The organism is Rhodococcus koreensis (genome assembly GCF_017068375.1).
Taxonomy (GTDB): domain Bacteria; phylum Actinomycetota; class Actinomycetes; order Mycobacteriales; family Mycobacteriaceae; genus Rhodococcus_F; species Rhodococcus_F koreensis.
In genome coordinates, this window is record NZ_CP070609.1 from 3387315 (window position 1) to 3406149 (window position 18835).

The 18835-nt window shown below is 69.5% G+C and carries 17 protein-coding genes; 4 read left to right on the forward strand and 13 right to left on the reverse strand.

The features are described 5' to 3' along the window. Nucleotides 1–31: 31 nt before the first annotated feature. The 13 genes from JWS14_RS15675 to JWS14_RS15735 all read right to left on the reverse strand — a co-directional run bounded on the left by JWS14_RS15675 (nt 32) and on the right by JWS14_RS15735 (nt 14928). Nucleotides 32–1234: a glycerate kinase gene (locus JWS14_RS15675; protein WP_206013709.1), complete on the reverse strand. Its 1203-nt coding sequence runs from the start codon at nt 1232–1234 to the stop codon at nt 32–34. Nucleotides 1235–1353: 119 nt separating this feature from the next. Continuing rightward, on the reverse strand, nt 1354–2496 hold the full coding sequence (locus JWS14_RS15680) for a CdaR family transcriptional regulator (RefSeq protein ID WP_206013710.1): 1143 nt from the start codon (nt 2494–2496) through the stop codon (nt 1354–1356). A 121-nt stretch (nt 2497–2617) separates the two neighbouring features. Then, the gene (locus tag JWS14_RS15685) at nt 2618–3874 is read right to left on the reverse strand and encodes an ATP-grasp domain-containing protein (protein WP_072944608.1); all 1257 of its coding nucleotides are present in this window, start codon (nt 3872–3874) and stop codon (nt 2618–2620) included. Next, a complete protein-coding gene (locus tag JWS14_RS15690; protein ID WP_206013711.1) occupies nt 3871–5190 on the reverse strand; it encodes an MFS transporter in 1320 nt (439 codons plus the stop codon). Before JWS14_RS15690 ends, JWS14_RS15685 begins: the two co-directional genes overlap by 4 nt. Next, a complete protein-coding gene (locus JWS14_RS15695) occupies nt 5187–5936 on the reverse strand; it encodes a hypothetical protein (protein WP_206013712.1) in 750 nt (249 codons plus the stop codon). Before JWS14_RS15695 ends, JWS14_RS15690 begins: the two co-directional genes overlap by 4 nt. Beyond that, nucleotides 5933–6853, reverse strand: coding sequence for a branched-chain amino acid transaminase (locus JWS14_RS15700; RefSeq protein ID WP_095861828.1), 921 nt, complete (start codon nt 6851–6853; stop codon nt 5933–5935). Before JWS14_RS15700 ends, JWS14_RS15695 begins: the two co-directional genes overlap by 4 nt. Continuing rightward, entirely contained in the window at nt 6844–8109 is a 1266-nt protein-coding gene (locus JWS14_RS15705) for a GNAT family N-acetyltransferase (RefSeq protein WP_206013713.1), read from the reverse strand. Before JWS14_RS15705 ends, JWS14_RS15700 begins: the two co-directional genes overlap by 10 nt. Further along, the gene (locus tag JWS14_RS15710; protein WP_206013714.1) at nt 8106–9332 is read right to left on the reverse strand and encodes an ATP-grasp domain-containing protein; all 1227 of its coding nucleotides are present in this window, start codon (nt 9330–9332) and stop codon (nt 8106–8108) included. The genes JWS14_RS15705 and JWS14_RS15710 overlap by 4 nt, the downstream gene beginning before the upstream one ends. Beyond that, the gene (locus JWS14_RS15715; RefSeq protein ID WP_206013715.1) at nt 9329–10408 is read right to left on the reverse strand and encodes an Ldh family oxidoreductase; all 1080 of its coding nucleotides are present in this window, start codon (nt 10406–10408) and stop codon (nt 9329–9331) included. Before JWS14_RS15715 ends, JWS14_RS15710 begins: the two co-directional genes overlap by 4 nt. After that, complete coding sequence (locus tag JWS14_RS15720) at nt 10405–11895, reverse strand: GNAT family N-acetyltransferase (protein WP_206013716.1); 1491 nt, start codon at nt 11893–11895, stop codon at nt 10405–10407. The genes JWS14_RS15715 and JWS14_RS15720 overlap by 4 nt, the downstream gene beginning before the upstream one ends. Continuing rightward, the gene (locus JWS14_RS15725; protein WP_206013717.1) at nt 11892–13214 is read right to left on the reverse strand and encodes a KamA family radical SAM protein; all 1323 of its coding nucleotides are present in this window, start codon (nt 13212–13214) and stop codon (nt 11892–11894) included. Before JWS14_RS15725 ends, JWS14_RS15720 begins: the two co-directional genes overlap by 4 nt. After that, nucleotides 13211–14221 (reverse strand): AurF N-oxygenase family protein, encoded by a 1011-nt coding sequence (locus JWS14_RS15730; protein WP_206013718.1) that lies wholly within the window; start codon nt 14219–14221, stop codon nt 13211–13213. The genes JWS14_RS15725 and JWS14_RS15730 overlap by 4 nt, the downstream gene beginning before the upstream one ends. Then, entirely contained in the window at nt 14218–14928 is a 711-nt protein-coding gene (locus JWS14_RS15735) for a TauD/TfdA family dioxygenase (protein WP_241031357.1), read from the reverse strand. The genes JWS14_RS15730 and JWS14_RS15735 overlap by 4 nt, the downstream gene beginning before the upstream one ends. 386 nt (nt 14929–15314) lie before the next feature. Between JWS14_RS15735 and JWS14_RS15740 the strand changes: the two genes are divergently transcribed. The 4 genes from JWS14_RS15740 to JWS14_RS51165 all read left to right on the forward strand — a co-directional run bounded on the left by JWS14_RS15740 (nt 15315) and on the right by JWS14_RS51165 (nt 18826). Further along, the gene (locus JWS14_RS15740; RefSeq protein WP_206013720.1) at nt 15315–16310 is read left to right on the forward strand and encodes an alcohol dehydrogenase catalytic domain-containing protein; all 996 of its coding nucleotides are present in this window, start codon (nt 15315–15317) and stop codon (nt 16308–16310) included. Between the two features lie 12 nt (nt 16311–16322). Further along, nucleotides 16323–17690 carry an MFS transporter gene (locus tag JWS14_RS15745; protein WP_206013721.1) on the forward strand — a complete coding sequence of 456 codons (1368 nt, stop codon included), beginning with the start codon at nt 16323–16325 and terminating at the stop codon, nt 17688–17690. A gap of 135 nt (nt 17691–17825) precedes the next feature. Continuing rightward, complete coding sequence (locus JWS14_RS15750; RefSeq protein WP_259375859.1) at nt 17826–18722, forward strand: dihydroxyacetone kinase subunit DhaK; 897 nt, start codon at nt 17826–17828, stop codon at nt 18720–18722. Then, complete coding sequence (locus tag JWS14_RS51165) at nt 18659–18826, forward strand: dihydroxyacetone kinase subunit DhaK (protein WP_259375860.1); 168 nt, start codon at nt 18659–18661, stop codon at nt 18824–18826. The genes JWS14_RS15750 and JWS14_RS51165 overlap by 64 nt, the downstream gene beginning before the upstream one ends. Nucleotides 18827–18835 lie beyond the last annotated feature (9 nt).

Consider the following 18835-nt stretch of genomic DNA (forward strand, 5'->3'; position numbering starts at 1 on the left):
TTGAGAGTGGTTGTGTGACTCGACAGGTTCCTCACGACGGGCAATCCGCGGTCGCCCGCGGATGCGGCGGCGTCGACGCGGGGCGGCTCCACTGACTGTCGATCAGTCCGACGACCTGAGCGGTTGCCTCCCGAAGGAGTTCGGCGGTGTTATCGAGCAATTCGCAGAGTTCCGCCGGTCCACGGGCGATGGAGAACGCCGCCGAGATCCGGGCAGCGCGAATCTCGGCTGCGGACAAGCGAACCGTACCGGCGATCACGACCACGGGGCACTCCGGCGGCGTCTGACGGACGACGCCCTGCACTACCTTCCCCTGCAGCGACTGCGCGTCGAAGGCCCCCTCCCCCGTGATCACCAGGTCTGCGTCGGCGCACAGTGACCGCAGTCCCACCGTTTCCGAGACGAGGTCGCTCCCGGGCACCAGTTCCGCGGCGAGGATTGCGCTCAGGCAGGCCGACATGCCGCCGGCCGCTCCCGCTCCGCGCAGGGTCAGAACGTCGGCCCCGTACGCAGTGCGGAGAGCGATCGCCAACTGTCCCAGTCCGGAATCCAATTCGCGGACCTGGTCGGCCGTCGCACCCTTCTGCGGCCCGAATACCGCGGCCGCCCCGTTCTCCCCGCAGAGGGGATTGTCGACGTCGGTCGCGACGCGCCAGCGCACCGACCGTGCCCGGGGGTGCAGTTGCGACTCATCGATGGCAGCGATGTCACCGAGCCCCCCACCGCCGGATTCCACGTCGCGACCGTCTACGCCGAGGAATCGCACACCGAGTGCGCGGAGCATCCCGGTGCCCCCGTCGGTGGTTGCGCTGCCGCCGATGCACAGAAGGATCTCGTCGACACCGTCTTCCAATGCGCTGACAGCGATTTCGCCGACGCCGAAGGTATCCGCCCGCAACGGTGACGGTGGAACGTCCGCCACGTGCGGCAGACCGTTCGCTTCCGCGGCCTCGATGATCGCGACCCTGCCGTCGTTCGACAGTCCGTAGCGGGCGGTCCGTTCGCGTCCGAGGGCATCGTGCGCGTGGATTACCCGGGGCTCGGCATTGCCCGCCGAGAGGAAGGTCTGCAACGTGCCCTCGCCGCCGTCCGCGAGGGGGCATTGCACGATCCGGACGTCGGCGCCGAGCGCCACCCGGACACCGGCGGCCATCGCGGCTGCGACGTCAACGGCGGAGAGGCTCCCCTTGAACGAGTCGGGAGCGAGGACAACGGTAGGTGTGCGCTTTCGCATGAATAGAGCGTAGGTCTCCCACGTCCGGCATCATATGTTCATTCCGCACAGATTCTCACCCAATTCGGACGGCCATATATGTGCATATTGTCGGCCGCTCTGGCGCGCTCGGCGGCGCTTCACGCTCCGCGGTACGGATCCTCCAGCGCCGCGGCCGCGAGGAGTGCCAGCCGCATGGCGACGGCGTGGTCGAAAGTGCGCAGGTTCAGTCCGGTCACGTGCTGGATCCGATCGAGTCGCTGGACCAGCGTGTTGCGGTGCACCTCGAGGGCGGTCGCCGTCGCGGCGATCGACAGATCGTGGTCGAGGAAGGCGCGCGCGGTCTCGCGCAGGGTCGCGGACAGCGGTGTCAGGACGCGCTCCACGGTGTCGTGGGAAATATCCCGGGACTGCTGTGCGACAGCTGTTTCGGGCACCAATGCGGAGAGTTCTATCTCCTCCCCCGCGGGCAGCAGGTGCACCCGGGGCAGGAGTAGGCCCAGCCGGGCAGCGTCCACGGACAATTCGTGAGACGAGGCAGCATGCCTGCCGGTGACGAGGCGGACGTCGCCGGTGCGCAGCCGCTGCCGGCTCGCGGCGAGGGTGCGGTCTGTCACCGAACCGCTCAGAACCCACACCGCGCCCTGCAATTCGGCCGCAACCACACCGGAGACCCCCTGGATCCGTCGAAGCAGGGCCACCGATGTGGATGAGGGAAGGGACGACGATCCGCTGCCGGAAGCGGGGACGACCGCGGTGATGTTCCACGGCGGGGTCATCGGTGAACCGATGTGGCGTAACGCTTCCAGCAGGCCGTTCTCGGTGACGGTTCCGTTCACCAGGCCGAGGAGCAGTTCACGCACGGCCGCTTCCCGCCACCGCGAACTGTCCCGGTGCTGTTCATTTCGCAGCAACAGTTCCACGGTGAGCGCGAGGACGTTGCACACCGACTCGACCTCCGCGGGGTCACCGGTGACCCCGACGGCTCCGACGATCCGCCCATCGAGCGTCAGAGGAATGTTGATCCCGGCCCTGACATCCGCCGACTGCTCGTCGGCGTCCACGAGAACTCGCCGGCCGTCCCGGATGGCCTCGAGTGCACCGGCGTGCACCGTTCCGATACGCGCCCCGTCGACCGACCCGATGATTCGGCCATTGCGGTCCATCAGATTGATGTTGTAGTCGAGGCGAGGGCTCACCTCGTCCACCACACGCTGAGCGAGTTCGCCGGTGAACACGTACGCGAATTCGTCCTCGTCGCCGTCCCGCACCGCCCACGTCATGCAGCAAGACTAGACGTCAGCGGTCGCAGCGGAGGTCGCAGCGGCGGAACAATCCCAACCCGGCCCGGCCCGTTGCCGGCACGGCCAGGTCGGTGATCCCGTGGTGCTCGACGGACGCCGATCACACCGTGACCGTGCTCGCGGCGGCCACGCGCACCTGAAACCCGAGTCGCGCGACGGCTTCCCGGGCGGAATCGAGCGCCCGATCGGCGGTGTTCCCGACCGCGCGCGCGTACGCGACCCGGGAATCGGACGATTCCAGGCCGGTGACCGCGTCGCCCGGCCGGACCAGGAGTTGGACGTCGGTGACGCCCTCGACTTTCCCGGCGTCGTCGAATCCGCTGACGTCGGTGACGACACCCGCGACGGGCACGGCGGCGAACCAGATCGCGGAACAGCGGGCCGGCCGCTCCTCGGCGAGAACGGCCCTGATCCCTGGGAGGACCTTCTCCCCGACGGTCTGCCGCACGACGCACTCGGCCAGGTCCACGCCGGTGGCGTCGAATGCCAGGGACGGAATCTCGTCGCCGCCCATCCGCACATGGGTTTCGATCACCCGGGGCCCGGCCGGAGTGAGCACGACCTCGGTGTGGGTGGCACCGAACTCCACCCCGACGGCGTCGAGCACCCTCGTGACATACGTATGGATCGATTCTTCCTGCGCCGTAGAGAGGTCGGCGGGGGCCACGTGCCCGAGCTCGACAAAGTTCGCCGGATCGGAGAACTTGCGGGTGACGGCCACGACCTGGTGTTCGCCGCATTCCGAGAAGGCCTCCACGCTGAATTGCGGGCCCTCGTGGAACTGCTCCACGAGCACCCCGCTGGTGGTCAGGCCGTCGAAATCGCCCCCGGCGCGCGCGAACGCCGCAGCCAGTGCGCCCTCCTCCCGAACCACGGCCACCCCGGCACTGCCCGCGCCACACACCGGTTTGACGACGCACGGGAGCCCGTGTTCGAACACGAAGGCGCGCAACGCATCCACGTCGGCGACGACGGCGGAGGCGGTTCCGTCGACGCCGGACTCGCGAAGCGCGGCCCGCATGGCGTTCTTGTCGTGGACCGACGCCACGGTGCGGCGCGAGTGAATGGACAGGCCGAGGGCCTCCCCGATCGCGGCGCAGCGGTCCTGGTCGCGTTCGCCGAACGTGGCGATCCGGGTGAACGGATGCTGTGCGTGCGCGGCCGCGGCCAGCGCGATCCACTCCTCGTCCGGGGCGTCGTGCCGCACGGCGATGACCCGCGCATGCTCGGTCAGACGGCGAAGCTTGGCGACGAATTCCAGTCGGCAGATCACCGAGGTCTGTGTGCCGGGCAGGGCGTCACGGACCCGGCCCGGGAGGTCGCGGCCGCTGCCGACGACGAGGACGTGTTCGGTCATTTCTTCACCTCGAGTGTCGAGAAGGGAGACAGGGCAGAAAGGTCGCCGGCCGGGAGTTCCCTCGTCCGTGCGCGTTCCGCGAGACTGCGATGCGCCGCCGTCCGGGAGACCACCGCCGCGGCCCCGAACGTCCCGGCCAGGACGGGCCAGGCCAGGAGCCCGGCCGGCAACAGCACGACGACCAGGAGGGTGGGGCCGAGGACCTTCTGGCCCGTCATGCCGAGGCTGAACGCGCCGAGGTAGCGGGCGACGGCGGGCGACGGGGACAGTTCGGCGGACAGTTCCCAGGCGGCCACGGAGTGGATGTTCTCGGCGATCGAGAGTGCTACCACCGCAACGACAACGGCGGCGATCGCCAACGTGGTGGCGGCCATCTGGCCGACGGCGAGTGCACCGCAGCAGAAGGCCATCAGTGCCCCGGTCCACGTCAGGAGTCGCACCGCCGCGGCCGTACCCTCGGCGAACCGGGCAACGTAGACCTGCAGGACCACCGTCAGCACGGTGTTGACCGCCATGAGCACCGGCACCCAGGCGATCGGCACCGACGTGTACTCGATGACCCAGATCGGGAGCAAAACGATCAGCACGGTGTCGTACAGCGACAGGACGCCGTTGCCGACCGTGAAGACCATGAACCACCAGTCGCGGAACGGCGAGCGCACCGCGGTTCCGGCCGGCTCGGGACCGACGGGGAGAGCCTTGCGTTGTACGACCGTTCCTGTCCTCCGGAGCACGAGCCGGACGGCGAACGCGATGACCACGAAGGAGATTCCGTTGCCCAGGAACAGCGCCGTGAACGCGGCGGGCGTGCCGGTCACGAAGACGACGCCCGCCAGCAGGAACCCCACGGTGAGACCCACGTTCCGGATGGCGCGGATGGTGGCCATCGTCCGGGTCCGGTCGCGGCCGCCGATCACCGCCGTCACGACGGCCTGCTGGATCGGGCTGCTCGCCCGGTCTGCCGCGGTGAGCAGCACGGTGAGCACGACGTAGCCGGTGAAGTCGGATACGAGCGCGAAGCATCCGTAGCCGAGGCCGCGCAGCAACAGCAGGGCCACGTAGAACCGGCCCGGCCCCACCCGGTCCGCCAGCCTGCCCAGCGGCACCGGGGCGAGGAGCGCGAGCGCACCCGCTGTCGTGGTGGCCAGGGCGATCTGGTTCGCGGTGAGACCGACCACGCCGATGAAGTACAGCGCGAAGGACGCGAAGAACATCCCGGTGCCCAGCGAGTCGATGCCGGCGCCGACGGCCAGCGTGCGACCGGCCGGACTGTCGGGAAGCAGGGCCTCACCCAGCCGCCGCAGGCGGGCGTTCACGGGAGTGTCCCCGGCGTCACGAATGCCTGCACGAGATCGGCCGACCGCTGCACGTGGGTGGGGGTCGCCGCCTCAGGGGCAGGCCCGCGCAGGTGGTTCCAGGCGTACCGGCGGGCCGCGTTGACGAGGAGGTCGGTGGCCGGGGACGACTCGGCTGCAGCGGACTGCGCGACCAGCGCCGCCGCGGTGAGGAGTCGGCTCATCCGGTCGACGAGCACCCACCCGGCGGCCGCGACGGTCGCGGGGTCTGCCCCCACCCATTCGTGACGGGTGGTGCTCAGGGCGCCGTGCGCGTCGTCCACCATCTGCCAGGCCGCGAGAAGTCTTCCCTCGGGGGCCACTCCGAGAAGCTCCCTGGACCGCTGGGCGGCCGCGTCGAAGTGTTCGCGAATCGTCAGCAGTTCCAACGCATGGGTGGTCAGGGCCCAGCAGTCGGCCCGGGCGGTGCCGCTCCCGTCGGCGCGGGCGGTGTCCGCGGCGAGCGAGTAGGCGATGCACCGCCGGGCCACTCTCCGGGCGCGGCCGTGCGACGGCTCCGGCAGGGCGAACCAGGCTCGGGCGGCCATCACGTCGACCACCCGGTCGGCAATCTCCTCGCGACGAGCATTCGCCCACGCGCTGCCGTCGAGCGGGTCTGCCTTACTCGCGAATCCGGTGACGGCGCCCTCCAGGATGCCGAGGCCGTCGGCATCCCAGACCGCCGCGACCTGATCGGGCGCGGCCGAGGGCAGTGAACGTGTGCTCATGCGTACTCCAGCCAGTGACGGTAGGTGGGCTCGCGCCCGCGGACCACGTCGTGAAAGACGTCGCGCAATTGCTTGGTGATCGGGCCGCACCCGCCTGCCGCGACAGGGCGGTCGTCCACCGATGCCACGGGGACGACTTCGGCGGCCGTGCCGGTGAGAAACGCCTCGTCGGCGACGTAGAGCTCACTGCGGGTCAGACTCTGCTCCCGGACCGTGATCCCCAGGTCACGGGCGAGCGTGATCACGGTGTCGCGGGTGAGACCGGGCAGGATGTTGTCGCCGACCGGCGGGGTGATCAGCTCACCGTCGCGGACGGCGAAGATGTTCGCGGCGGACGCTTCGGCCACGTGCCCGGTGGAGGTGAGCATCAGTGCGTCGTCGTATCCGGCGCGCAGCGCCCCGACCTTGGCCAGAGCCGAATTGACGTACGCACCGGTCGCTTTGGCCAGCGGGGGGACCGAGTGGACCCCATTGCGTTGCCAGCTGCTGACGACGAGTCGGCAGCCCTCCTGGTCCGCGGTTTCGCCGAGGTACGAACCCCACGGCCACGCCGCGACGGCCACCCGAGCCGTGTCCAGCGCGGGCGCGACACCCATCGAGCCGTAGCCGAGGTAGACGATCGGTCGCAGATAGCCGGAGTCCAGGCCGGTGCGGCGCAGCAGTTCGAGCGAGATCTCGGTGAGTTCGTCCACCGACCACCCGGGGTCCAGCAGGTACACCCGCGCCGAGTCGTGCAGCCGGCGCAGGTGGTCGCGCAGCCGGAACACGGCCGGACCGCGGTCGGTCGCGTAGGCCCGGATGCCCTCGTAGACACCCCATCCGTAGTGCAGACTCGGTGTCAGCACGTGGACCTGCGCCTGGTCCCAGGCAACGAATTCACCGTCCATCCAGACGGTACCGGTCGGGATCAGTTCCATTGTTCTGCTTTCGGTTCGGTGGCGGCGGGCCGCCGGGACGGGACGGGGACTGCCGGTGCGCCGACCAGGTCCAGCCGCCGCTCGATGCTGCGCGACTGCAGCGTCAGAGCCTCTCGATACTTGTCGGCGCCTTCTCCGCGGAAGGCGAACCAGCCCCAGCGGGGTCGTAGTCGGCAACCGCGGGCGATCTTGGCCTCGTAGGCGGCGAGGCCGTAGTGGACGCGACGGATGCCGTGCTCCACCGCCCACCGCGCCGTCTCGTGGTAGGTCAGTGTCAGGTAGCAGCCACGAACGCCTGGGGCGAATCCGGCTGTCCTGGCGAACAACGTGTCGAGGGTGCGGAGGTAGAGCACGAAGCCCACGAGCCGACCGTCGCGCTCGGCGCCCAACACCACGCAGGAATCGCCCAATTCTTCACGGACGGCGTCGAAATCGCGTCGCACCCGGTCTTCGCCGCCGGGCAGTCCGTACTTGGCCCGGTGCGCGACCTGGAGGGCGACGACCTCGTCGTCGATCGCCGTGGGACCGCAGCGGACCACTGTGCGCAGGCCGGCCTCGGTGTAGTCCGCGACCTCTTTGCGGAGCCGGCCGCGACGCCGCTTGCTCAGGCTCGCGACGTACTCCGCCCAATTGTGGCCGCTCAGGTCCTGCACACCCTCGGCGCCCAGCAGGGCCGACGTGTACCCGGCGCGGGACGCGGAACCGTCCACGTCCTCGGCCTCCGCTCCTCCGATGTACAGCAATGCCACACTGCGGCAGCCGAGTTCGTCACCAGCCTGCTCGAGCAGGTCGGGCAGGGCCGCCATGACCGCGCGACGCTGATCGTGCGAACGGCCGGGGGCGTGCGCGACCCCGTGATGGTTTCCGAACGTCGCGAGCGCCACCGACGGGTATTGATCCTCGCGGGCGGCCGGCAACGCTTCGGTCAGTTCGGCCCAGCGCAGCCGATCGGGGTGATCGAGCAACTCCGGTTCGGCCATCGGCCCTGCGGTTCCCGCCAGCCGGGGCGGGTCGTAGAAGAGCAGGCCCCCGGGTCGCGCCGTGAACAGCAGCGGCGCGATCGCGACGGTCCGGCCGTCCGCACGGACCTCGAGGTAACGCACCTCGTGCAGGTCGGTGCGTTCGGTGAACCGCCACCACCGCGCGTCCTCCCAGATGATGTCCGGGTCGGCGATGCCTGCGAAGTCGGCGGCGGTCGGGCGAGTGCCGCGGGGCAGGACGTGGCCGGTGAACCCGTCGACCTCGGTGGCGGTCATGCCGCGTCCTCGCTTTCGACACGGTCCCAGGCGAATCCGGAACTCACCTGGTCCGCGGTGTCGATCAGCCGGTGTCCCAGTGCGGTGAAATCGGGGTCGGTCACCACCCAGTAGGCGAGGAAGTCCGCCGACTTGCGCTCGTGATACCGGGCGGGGGTCCAGTCGTCCCCGATGTGAGTGTTGAGCGTGAAGTCGTGCACGCCCGGCGGTGCGTCCGGCAGTCGCGATACCCGGCCCTGGCGCGGCGGCACGCCGTAGAACGCTGCGTGCGGGGTGGTCGCCACCCGGTCCCGGACAGCGTCCAGGTCGGTCGGCAGCCCGCATTCCACCCGCGCCCAGAGGTGCCGGGGGTCGATGCCCAGGACGTGGCGGAGCATCGTCGGTATCGGCCCGCCTGCGATCCGTGCGGCCACTTCGCAGAGCACGATGTCGCCGCCGGCGGTGACGAAGAACTCGGCGTGCACGCAGACGGTGGGCGGCGAGGCGAGTGCGTCGACGAGCCGCCAGGTCTCGTCCACGAGGCGCGCACAGACCGGGTCGGTGGTGTCGACCGACCGGGAGCCGAACGGGGCGTCGGTCCAGTGTTCGAGGCACCCTTGGCCGGTGTAGCGGGAGGCGATGGCGGCCACCGGGTCTCCGGTCACGCGGAATGCGTCCACATGGTGTACGGCGCCGTCGACGAACTCCTCGACCTCGTACGGTGTGGCCGCGACGATGTCGGCGAGTCCGGTTGCCTGCGCCGGCGAATCGAGTACGTACACGCCGGTCGAGCCGGATCCGCTGCGCGGTTTGACGACGACGCGGCCCGCGTTGCGCCCCATGAACTCGACGATGTCTGCTGGGTGGCGCACCGGCGCGAAGGCCGGGACGGCAATTCCCGCAGCCTGCGCCAATTCCTTCATCAGGATCTTGTCCCGGTAGGCGCCCGCCGTGGCGGTATCCAGACCGGGCAGACCGAGTTCGCCCCGCAGCCGGGCGGCCCGCTCCACGTCGACCTCGGCCAGGGCGAAGACCGCGGTCGGCCGGTGCCGCGCGGCGAGTTCCCGAGCGGCACCCAGCACGGCATCGTCGTCGGAGTAGTCGGCGACCGTGACGATCTCGGCGAACCCCTCACCCGGATCCGTTCCCGCGGCGCAGACCGCCACCAGCCGGTCGCGCTCCTCTGGCAGCCATTGGGCGAAGGGCAGCCCGGCCGCGCGTGGGCTGATCAGTACGAGAATCATCGAGACGCTTCCTTCCTGGTGACGGAAATTCCGTCGAAAGTTGTTTCCAGCGCGGCGAAGACCTCCGCGGTCGGGGCGTCCAGCGGTATCCCCCGCACCCTCCGTTCGCGCTCGTGGGCGCGTTGCGGGTCGCCCGGTGCCACCACCGGCGTCCCGGTGGCGGGCGTTGCCCCGCGGACGGTGCCGAGCAGGTCTGCCAGCCCGGCCGCGAATTGCTCATGGCCGCTGAATGCTCCGGGGTCGAGGGCGAGGACGAAATGGCCGACTCCTCGGCTGCGACCGGGGGTTCCCTCACCGACTTGCTCGAGATGCCAGTCGGGCGGCGACCCGGTCAGCACGGCCCCCAGCAGGGTGACTGCCATCGCCAGGCCCTGCCCCTTGTATCCGCCGAGGGGCGACAGGGCGTACGCCTCGTCGGGTTCCGCGGTGGGCCGCCCGTCGCAATCGGTGGCCCAGCCGCTGTTCAGCGGTCGTCCCTCGGCCCGGCGGTGCTTGACCTCGCCGAAACACACCTGGCTGGTGGCCATGTCCAGGGCGAGCCCGTCGTCCCCCGTTCCCGCGGCCACGCTGATCGGGTTGGTGCCGAACAGCGGCTCGATGCCACCGAACGGAGCGACCCGGGAAGCGGCGGACGTGACTGCGATACCGATCATCCCCTGCCCGGCCAGGTGCCGGGTGTACACCGAGGCCGCGCCGAAGTGGTTGGAATTGCGCACACCCACCGCCGCGACGCCGAAAGCCTTCGCCCGGTCGGCCGCCAGGCGGGCGGCGGCGAGTCCGGCGAGCACGCCGAGTGCGCCGTCCGCATCCAGCAGCAGTCCGGCCCCGCGGTCCCGGACCACGGTCGGGCACGCCGCGGCATTCGCGACACCGGTGGCGAGTTCGTCCAGGTATTGCGGCAGCAACCGCAACCCGTGAGTGTCGATGCCACGCAGGGAGGTGTCGACGAGCGCGTCGGCCACCAGATCGGCGTCGTCCTCCGGCACTCCCGCCTCGACGAGTGCGATCGAGGCGAGCCAGCGGGCCTCCTGCTCGTCGAGCAGCGAGCCGGTGTCCGATTGTGTCCGGCGAATCATGAAGCACTCCAATGCATGAAGACGTGTGGGCCGATGCCCGGGATGTCGAACTCCGGACCCAGAATCCGGAAGCCCTGCTTGACGTAGAAGCCGGCGGCGGTCGTGCGGGCGTTGCACCAGACCTGGTCGGCGCCGGCCAGCGCGGCGTCGGTGAGAACGGTGCGCAGCAGTGTGGTCCCCGCACCGGTGCCGCGGACCTCCTCGAGGGTGGCCATCCCGCGGAGGCGCCAACCCCGGCCGGGGAGAAGACCGGGCACGGCGTGCCTTTCGGGTGGATCCTCGTGGTACAGCGAGGCCACGCCGACCGCGCGCCCCGCGACGAGCGTCGCGAAGTGCCGGCTGCCGACGTGCGCGTCCTCGGGGTAGGCGCAGGTCTCGGCCGGTTGACCCGGCCGGAGCACCGCGTGGCGGATCGGTCGCACGTCGGCGGCCGGCACCGGCCGCACCCGCCAGCCGTGGGCGGCCGGATCGGGGAGGTAGCCGGAACCGGGCCGATCCGGGAGGGTGACGCGGCCGGCGCCGTCGAGTGCCAGTCCGTGGCCGGTGTTCACCGCGAGAAGGTCGACGGCGTCGACGTCCAGGTGGTCGGCGAGTCCGCCGAGATGGGCCGTCGCCGACACCCCGGCCGCCGACTCGGGCATGCAGCCGAGCATGGTGATCAGGCCGCGTTCACGGGCCCGGCGCAGCAGCGCGAGGGACGGGGTGATGCCCCCGGCCTTCATCGGCTTGACGTTGATGCCGTCGAACGCGTCGGTGCAGGCGTCCAGGTCCCGCGGCGACGCGATGCTCTCGTCCGCGATCACCGGGATCGGGCTGCGCGCCTTCAGGATCCGGGCGTCCCGCCACGCCGAGCGCGGAAACGGCTGCTCGATCAACTGCACACCGAGTTCCTGCAGACCGGGCAGCACGGGGAGCAGTCGGGACAGCTCCCAGCCGCAGTTGCCGTCCACGTAGAACGGTGCGTTCGTATGGCAGCGCAGTTCCTTGACGACGGTGAGATCGCCCGGATCCGCGAGCTTGATCTTGTACGCCGACCATCCCGGCCGCTCGCGGAGTTTGCGGACCATCACGTCGGTCTCGTCGAGCCCGATACTGAAGCTGGAGCGCAACTCCCGCGGACATTCCAGGCCGAGAGCCTGCCACAGCGGCACACCGAGCAGCCGTGCCCGCAGATCGTGCACCGCGGTGTCGAGGGCTGCGAGGACGAACGGCGAATCGGGCAGCGCGGCGGACAGCGCCCGCCACACCGCGACCGGGTCGTCGGGACCCAGGCCGATCAGCAGCGGCGCGATTCGCCGCAGATCTGCGTGCATCCGGTCCAGGCCCGAGTTGTAGTGGTCGGTCATGAACGCGGAGGCCTCGCCGAACCCGGCGAGACCGTCCTGCTCCACCTCGACCACCAGTCCCCGCTGCACCGGAATCGCCTCTCTGGCGGAACGCCACAGATGCCGTTGCGTCAAACTGATCTCGTGCGCGGTGACCTTCACGCGCTGCCCCCGACGCCGAAGAATTCGCGGTCGCGCGGGCCGTGGGGGCGGAGGTCGTCCCACCACTGTGCGTGCTCGTCGTACTTCGCGAAGAAAGGCTTGCCGACCAGGTCCGGTCGGCGTGCCTGCAGGAACCGCAGTGCGAACGCGCGTCCGCCGTCGAGATCCACGACGCCGTCGACCACGACCTTCCCCGGCGACGCCGACATCACCGGGCCCCGCGCGGTCCGCCCGAGTCCGGAGACCCGTTGCAGCGCTTCGCGGTAGATGTCGACCGCTCGCGCCAGCGGCAGACCGAAATACGGTCGCGCACCGGTGTCCCGCTCGACGAACATGTAGTACGGCACGACCCGGTTGCGGACCTGCGCCTGCCAGAGGTCGGCCCACGCGCGCGGGTCGTCGTTGACGTGACGCACCACGGGAGCTTGTGCGCGCAGCACCGCGCCGGTCGACGCCAGCCGGGACAGCGCCTCCTGTGCGGCATCGGTCTGCAGTTCCGCGACGTGCGACAGGTGCAGCATCATCGCGACGTGCTTGCCTGCGGCGGTCAGCCGCTCGAGCAACCGCAGCAGGTCGTCGGCTTCCGGTCCGGCCAACAGCCGGTACGGCCAGAACGAGACGGCCTTCGTGCCGATCCGGATCGTGTCGACGTGTTCCCGCCCCGGTTCGAGCAGCGGCTCCAGATACGAGGCCAGCAATTCGGTCCGCATGACCAGTGGGTCACCCCCGGTCACGAGCACGTCGGTGATCCCGGGGTGCAGGTCGAGGTACCGGGTCATCGCCTCCGGGCCGGACATGGCCATCTTCAGATCCGGGGTGTCCACGAACTGGGCCCAGCGAAAGCAGTATCCGCAGTAGCTGTGGCAGGTCTGCCCCTGGCGGGGGAACACCAGCAGTGTCTCGGCGTACTTGTGCTGCATGCCCGAACCGTCGATGTCGTCGTGCCGGGGAACGTTCATGCTCAGCTGGTCCCCGGGGTGCGGGTTCAGTGCGGCCCGGACCGTGTCGACCGCCTGCCGGACGGCGCTCCGATCGCCCAGCACCACGGCCTGCTCGATCAGGTCGAAGTGCGCGGTCTCGAGCATGTCGCGGTGCGGGAAGGTCAGCCGGTAGATCGGGTCGTCCGGCGCGCGGTCCCAGTCGATCAACTCGTCGACCACGTAGCTGCTCACCTTGAACGGCAGTACCTGGGACACCACGTGGGCCTCGTGCCCCAGGATCGGGTCGCCGGTTCGCTCGGCGACGAGCTTGTGGAGCCGGGCGCCGCTGATCGATCGCGGCGCGAGGGCCGTGCGGGTGTCGAGATCGAGCACGGTCATTTGTCCGTCACCGCCACACCCCAGTCGAAGTCGACGTCGCCCAGAACATTCATGTCCGACATCAGCGAATACAGACCGCTGTAGTCGCGCACGAGCCGCGAACCGGATTTCTCGGCCCGCACGTCGGCGAGCATCTTCTCCCAGCCGGTGACCTTCTCGATCCGGAAGATCGCCTCCCACGTCGAGTAGTCCGTGGCGACGAACGCGTCCAGGCCGGCGACGAGCATGTCCAGGAAGAAGCGGCGCTTGTCGGGGTCCAGCACGTCGTACACCAGCTTCGCCATCTCGTCGGAAATGGATGCGTGACAGTACTCGTCCCGGTTGTGCAGCTTTGCGGTGGTGGAGTTGACCACCTGGATGTCGTGATCGTCGGCGAGCAGATCGAGATACGCGTTGATCGAGATCTCGGACACCGTGGCGAAGGCCAGCGTCGTCAGGCTGCGCTGCCAGCGTTCGGCGGCATGGGCGCGCAGCCGGCGGTGTGTCCGCGACGTGTGCGATTCGGGTAGGGCGCTGTCGGGGAACGGGTTTCCCCGTTTTCGTCTGGTCAGCGCGCTCGCGTTGATGTGCATGAGGGTGTGGTACTGCTCGTCGACCATTGCCTGGGCGAGTGCGATATCCATGTCCTGGCCGCCGAGACCGGGGAACTCCCCGTCCATGACGAGCGCGAACGCAGGGTTGGCGACGCGTTGCTCGGCGAGCACCGTGTGCCGGTTGTACGCGATCCAGGCCCAGCTCAGCAGCCGCGACCGCAGCGCGTCGGGCATCGCCCGCCACGTCGGATGGTCACGGAACGGCACGATTTTCTCGGGGTAGTCGGCCCGGCCTGCGTCGAACAACTCGTCGAGGTCGGGCTCGTCGCGCTTCACCGTCGACCGTCGGTGCCAGTTGCCGGCGAGGCGGCTGATGACGGCGTTCTCGGCTTCGTCGGCGGGATCGAACGACGGCAGTCCGGGGAGATGGACCAGCCCCTCGGCGTCGGAGCACTGCAGGTCGTCGATGATCATGCGCGAGTCCGGTCGCCGGCCCAGAAACGGGTGAGGTGACGGGCGCGGTCGGCGTACTCCGAGCGCGCGTGCAGCATGCGCTGGTTGTCCCAGATGAGCAGCGCATTCTCGGGGATCAGCACGCGGGTGCGCAGCTCGTGGAACAGGTCGCTGACGCGATGCGCCAATCGGCGACCGGCCCGGCCGAGCGGCAGCCGCGAATCGTCGACGTCGGAGTCCCGGTGCGGGTCGTAATCGGCGGCGGTCAACAGGTTGTAACTGAACCGGAGCGCGGCGCGGCCGGTGTCGTCCGAGCCGAGCATCGTGGTGCGTACACCGCCGCCCGGGCCGGGGAACGTCAGTTCGGCATCTGTCAGCAGAGCGACCTCGGCGGGTTCCAGGGCGTCAACGAGTCGCCGGACGTCGAGCAGATCGGTGTGGCCGCCGCCGCAGCGCGCCTGCCGGTGGCAGTACAGCGCCAGGTATGCGGGGCTGGGATCCCAGCCCGGGGCCTCGGTGTGCGCCAGAATCGTGTTCGCGCTCTGCGAGTACGCCCGATGATCGTTGCCCGGGCGGTGCGTTACCTCGTGCGTGAGCAGCCCGTTGTATTGCGGGACCAGATCACCAAGGGAACCAACCACTTCCAACGCCGCGAGACGACCTGGCACGTCCCGTACGACGACGTAGCCGTCCTCCTCCAGCCGGTACCGGTCGATACGGCCCTCCATCGTTTCCACACTCGGTTGCGCAAAAGCGACATGACAATTCGGCGACATCCATTCCTCCATTCCGAAGATACGACTGGGATACGTGCCCGTGATGCCGGTCGATCGAGACCGGGAGCGTCGTGATCGGTTTCAAGAATGTGGTCGTGCCGCCACCCACGCCAGTCACCCTAGGGGCGCCAAACCGTCACCCGAACAGAACTGCCGGGGATGTAACAGCCGGGCGACGCTGGTGAGACCTGTCAGTGCAGATTCGTCAGAAACAACATTGTCCGTACAGTACGTATGGGCTAGACAATATGGACACCTCGTTGTAATGTCCGTCACAGCGCTGATGAGTCCGACAGACGGGCACAGAACGAACGGCGCAGGAGCGAGGAGGAACCGACATGCGCGCAGTTGTGCTCGACGGGCAAGGGAATCACCAGTTGGTGGACACGTCCGCCCCGGTGCCCCAGGTCGGCGAGGTCGTCATCGAGCCGGCCGCGGTCGGCGTCTGCGGGACGGACCTGCACCTGGTGATCGGCGACTACCCGACCGGCCGGTTCCCGGTGGTGCCCGGTCACGAGTTCGCGGGCCGCATCGTCGAGGTCGGGCCCGGTGTGGACAACTTCGCGGTCGGTCAGCACGTGGCGGTCGATCCGAACGTGGCCTGCGGCAAGTGCCCCGACTGCCTGGCCGGCGCCCCGAACCTCTGCGACTACCTGGTGCCGATCGGCGTCACCTCGGATGGGGCGTGCGCGGAGTTGGTGAGCGTGCCCACCAAGGTGGTCTATGCGCTGCCCAACGGGATGAGCATGGCCGCCGGCGCGCTGATCGAACCGCTGTCCTGCGTGCTGCACGGCCTCGGCCGTTCCCCGTCACTGACCGACCGCCGGATCACCGTCTTCGGCGCCGGGTCGATCGGGTTGCTGGCGGTCGTCGTCGCCCGGGCCGCGGGTGCTCGCACCATCCACGTCGTCGAGCCCAGCCCGGCCCGCCGCAAGGCCGCGCTCGACGTCGGCGCCGATGCCGCGTTCGCACCGGACGAGAGCCTTCCGCCCCGCAGCGCGGACGTCGCGCTCGAGGCCAGCGGCCACCCCGCTGCCGTGTCTGCCGCGATCGACCTGCTCGACAAACGCGGAACCCTGCTGCAGATGGGTGTCGTCAGCTCCGAGAAGACGATTCCGCTGCGCCCCTACGACCTGTTCGACCGCGAGCTGACGTTCGTCGGCTCACAGTCGGTCGCGAATTCCTTCGCCGACGCCGTCGCGATGATGCCGTCCATCGCCGAGACCGTCGAACGTCTTGTCACCCACACGTTCTCCCTTGCCGAGTACGGCGACGCCATTGCCGCCGCGCACAGCGATTCTGCACTCAAAGTCCACATCCTGCCCCACTCCTGATCGGACATTTCGATGCAACATCAGATCTCCGAAGGCAGATTCGCCTCGTTCATCGAACGGATCGGCCTTCCCCCGACCTTGTTCCTCGGCTTCGTCGGCCTGCTGTTCTTCATGATCGGCGACGGTGTCGAATCCGGCTACATCGCACCGTATCTGGCCGATCACGGCGCCGGCAGCGACTCGCGTGCCGCGATCGTCATCAGCGTCTACGGCCTGATGGTGACGTTGGGGTCGTGGCTGTCGGGGGCGCTGTCGGAAACGTGGGGCCCGCGCCGGGTTATGTGGCTCGGTCTCGCGATCTGGGGCGTCTTCGAGGTACTGTTCCTCGCCGTCGCCCTTGGCACCGAGAACTACGTGCTGATGCTGATCTGCTACGGCATCCGCGGGCTGGGATACCCCCTGTTCGCGTACGGCTTCCTGGTGTGGGTGCTCGCCGCGAGTCCCGCCCGCCGGCTGGGCTCGGCCGTCGGCTGGTTCTACTTCGCCTTCACCGGCGGCCTGCCCACCCTCGGTTCGTTGCTCGCCAGCGGAACCGAGCCGATCATCGGCGAATACACCACGCTGTGGCTGTCTTTGGGCATCGTGATCGCCGGCGGCCTGCTCGCCCTGATCGGGCTGCGCGGCGTCTCCGGCGGTGACCGGCTGGCCCCGCACTCGACCACCACCGGGCAGAGTCTGGTCGCGAGCATCGCGATCGCGTTCCAGAACCCGCGGGTCGGTCTCGGCTGCGTCATCCGGATCATCAACACCGCACCGCAATTCGGGTTCCTGGTGTTCCTGCCGACGATCTTCTCCGACGACCTCGGTTTCGGCACCAGCGGCTGGCTGCGTCTCGTGTTCATCGTCGGCGCCTCCAACATCTTCGCCAACCTGATCTTCGGCATCGTCAGCGACAAGATCGGCTGGCACCGCACCCTCCGCATCTTCGGCTGCCTCGGCTGCGCGGTCAGCAGCCTGCTGTTGTACTTCCTGCCGCAGACCTTCGGCGCCTACTGGGTGGCCGCGCTGTGCGCCGCGCTGTTCGGCATCACCCTGGCCGGGTTCACCCCCATCTCGGTGCTGATGTCGCTGATGGCCCCGGAGAAGAAGGGCAACGCGATCGCGGTGCTCAACCTCGGCGCCGGTGCCGCGACGTTCGTCGGCCCGCTGATCGTCGCGGTCTTCCTCGGCCTGATCGGCGCGGGCGGTGTCACCATCATCTTCGCCGGGTTGTACGTGGTCGCCGCGCTGTGCGTGCACTGGCTGACCCTGCCGCCCGAGTCGCAGGAGATCGTCGAGAAGGGCCTGAGCCTGAGCGACCTGGACGTCGAAACCCACCACGTCATCGACCACCACCGCGACAACCACGACGACGCGGTGGCCCGGGACGGCAGCCGGTAACAGCCCCGGCCACGCCGTCCCCCGAAGACAGCCGGCCGCCTCCGCCCAGGAGGCGGCCCGGCATTCCACCCACGACATCCCACCCGTGCCGCGCAGCGGCGCACCGCAGTACTCGATTTCGAAGGAGCCGCCGCAATGAAACGGCAGATCATCAACGATTCCGGCGCCGCCGTGACGGAGGCGCTGGAGGGCATGGAACTGTCCTTCCCCGACCTGGTGTCCTACGACACCGATCGCGGCCTGATCCGCCGCGCCACCCCCGCCCGGGACAAGGTCGGACTCGTCTCCGGCGGTGGGTCCGGGCACGAACCGCTGCACGCCGGGTTCGTCGGCCGCGGCATGCTCGACGTCGCCGTCCCCGGGGCCGTGTTCGCCAGCCCCACCGCCCTGCAGGTCCACGAGGGCACGCTGGCCGCCGACAGCGGCCGTGGCGTGGTCCAGATCGTGAAGAACTACACCGGTGACGTCCTGAACTTCACCATCGCCGGCGAACTGGCCGGCGACCACGCCGTCGACACCGAGATGGTGCTGGTCGACGACGACCTCGCCACCGACACCGACGGCGACGCCGACGGACCGGGCCGCCGCGGCACCGCGGCGGTGGTCGCGGTGGAGAAGATCGCCGGAGCCCGCGCCGAACTCGGCGGATCACTGACCGAGGTGGCCGACGCCGCCCGCCGCGTCGCCCGCACGTCCCGGACGATGAGCCTGGCCCTGCAGGCGGGAACCCACCCCGGCGAGGACCGCCCGGCGTTCGACCTGGCCGCCGACGAGGTCGAACTCGGCGTGGGTATCCACGGCGAACGCGGCATCTCCCGCGCCCGGTACGCCTCCGCCGACGAACTGAGCGAAATGCTGGTCACCCCGCTGGTCCGGGATCTGGGGCTGGGGCGCGGCTCCGCCGTCCTGGCCATCGTCAACGGGCTCGGCGGCGCCTACCCGCTGAGTTGTCGATCGCCGCCCGCGCCGTGCACCGGCTCCTGGGCGCGCAGGGCATCACCGTCGCACGCACTCTGGTGGGCACCTACGTGACCTCCCTCGACATGCACGGTTTCTCGGTCACCCTGACCCCCGTCGACGCCGACCTACTGAAACTGTGGGACGCCCCTGTACGGACCCCCGCGCTGAATTGGTAAGGAGCCCAA

Coding starts and splice junctions, on each gene's coding strand:
- JWS14_RS15700 (WP_095861828.1), bottom strand. CDS start 6,853: ATGGAACTGATCCCGACCGGTACCGTCTGGATGGACGGTGAATTCGTT.
- JWS14_RS15750 (WP_259375859.1), top strand. CDS start 17,826: ATGAAACGGCAGATCATCAACGATTCCGGCGCCGCCGTGACGGAGGCG.
- JWS14_RS15685 (WP_072944608.1), bottom strand. CDS start 3,874: ATGACCGAACACGTCCTCGTCGTCGGCAGCGGCCGCGACCTCCCGGGC.
- JWS14_RS15740 (WP_206013720.1), top strand. CDS start 15,315: ATGCGCGCAGTTGTGCTCGACGGGCAAGGGAATCACCAGTTGGTGGAC.
- JWS14_RS15715 (WP_206013715.1), bottom strand. CDS start 10,408: ATGATTCGCCGGACACAATCGGACACCGGCTCGCTGCTCGACGAGCAG.
- JWS14_RS15710 (WP_206013714.1), bottom strand. CDS start 9,332: ATGATTCTCGTACTGATCAGCCCACGCGCGGCCGGGCTGCCCTTCGCC.
- JWS14_RS15745 (WP_206013721.1), top strand. CDS start 16,323: ATGCAACATCAGATCTCCGAAGGCAGATTCGCCTCGTTCATCGAACGG.
- JWS14_RS15680 (WP_206013710.1), bottom strand. CDS start 2,496: ATGACGTGGGCGGTGCGGGACGGCGACGAGGACGAATTCGCGTACGTG.
- JWS14_RS15735 (WP_241031357.1), bottom strand. CDS start 14,928: ATGGAGGGCCGTATCGACCGGTACCGGCTGGAGGAGGACGGCTACGTC.
- JWS14_RS15675 (WP_206013709.1), bottom strand. CDS start 1,234: ATGCGAAAGCGCACACCTACCGTTGTCCTCGCTCCCGACTCGTTCAAG.
- JWS14_RS15730 (WP_206013718.1), bottom strand. CDS start 14,221: ATGATCATCGACGACCTGCAGTGCTCCGACGCCGAGGGGCTGGTCCAT.
- JWS14_RS15695 (WP_206013712.1), bottom strand. CDS start 5,936: ATGAGCACACGTTCACTGCCCTCGGCCGCGCCCGATCAGGTCGCGGCG.
- JWS14_RS15725 (WP_206013717.1), bottom strand. CDS start 13,214: ATGACCGTGCTCGATCTCGACACCCGCACGGCCCTCGCGCCGCGATCG.
- JWS14_RS15705 (WP_206013713.1), bottom strand. CDS start 8,109: ATGACCGCCACCGAGGTCGACGGGTTCACCGGCCACGTCCTGCCCCGC.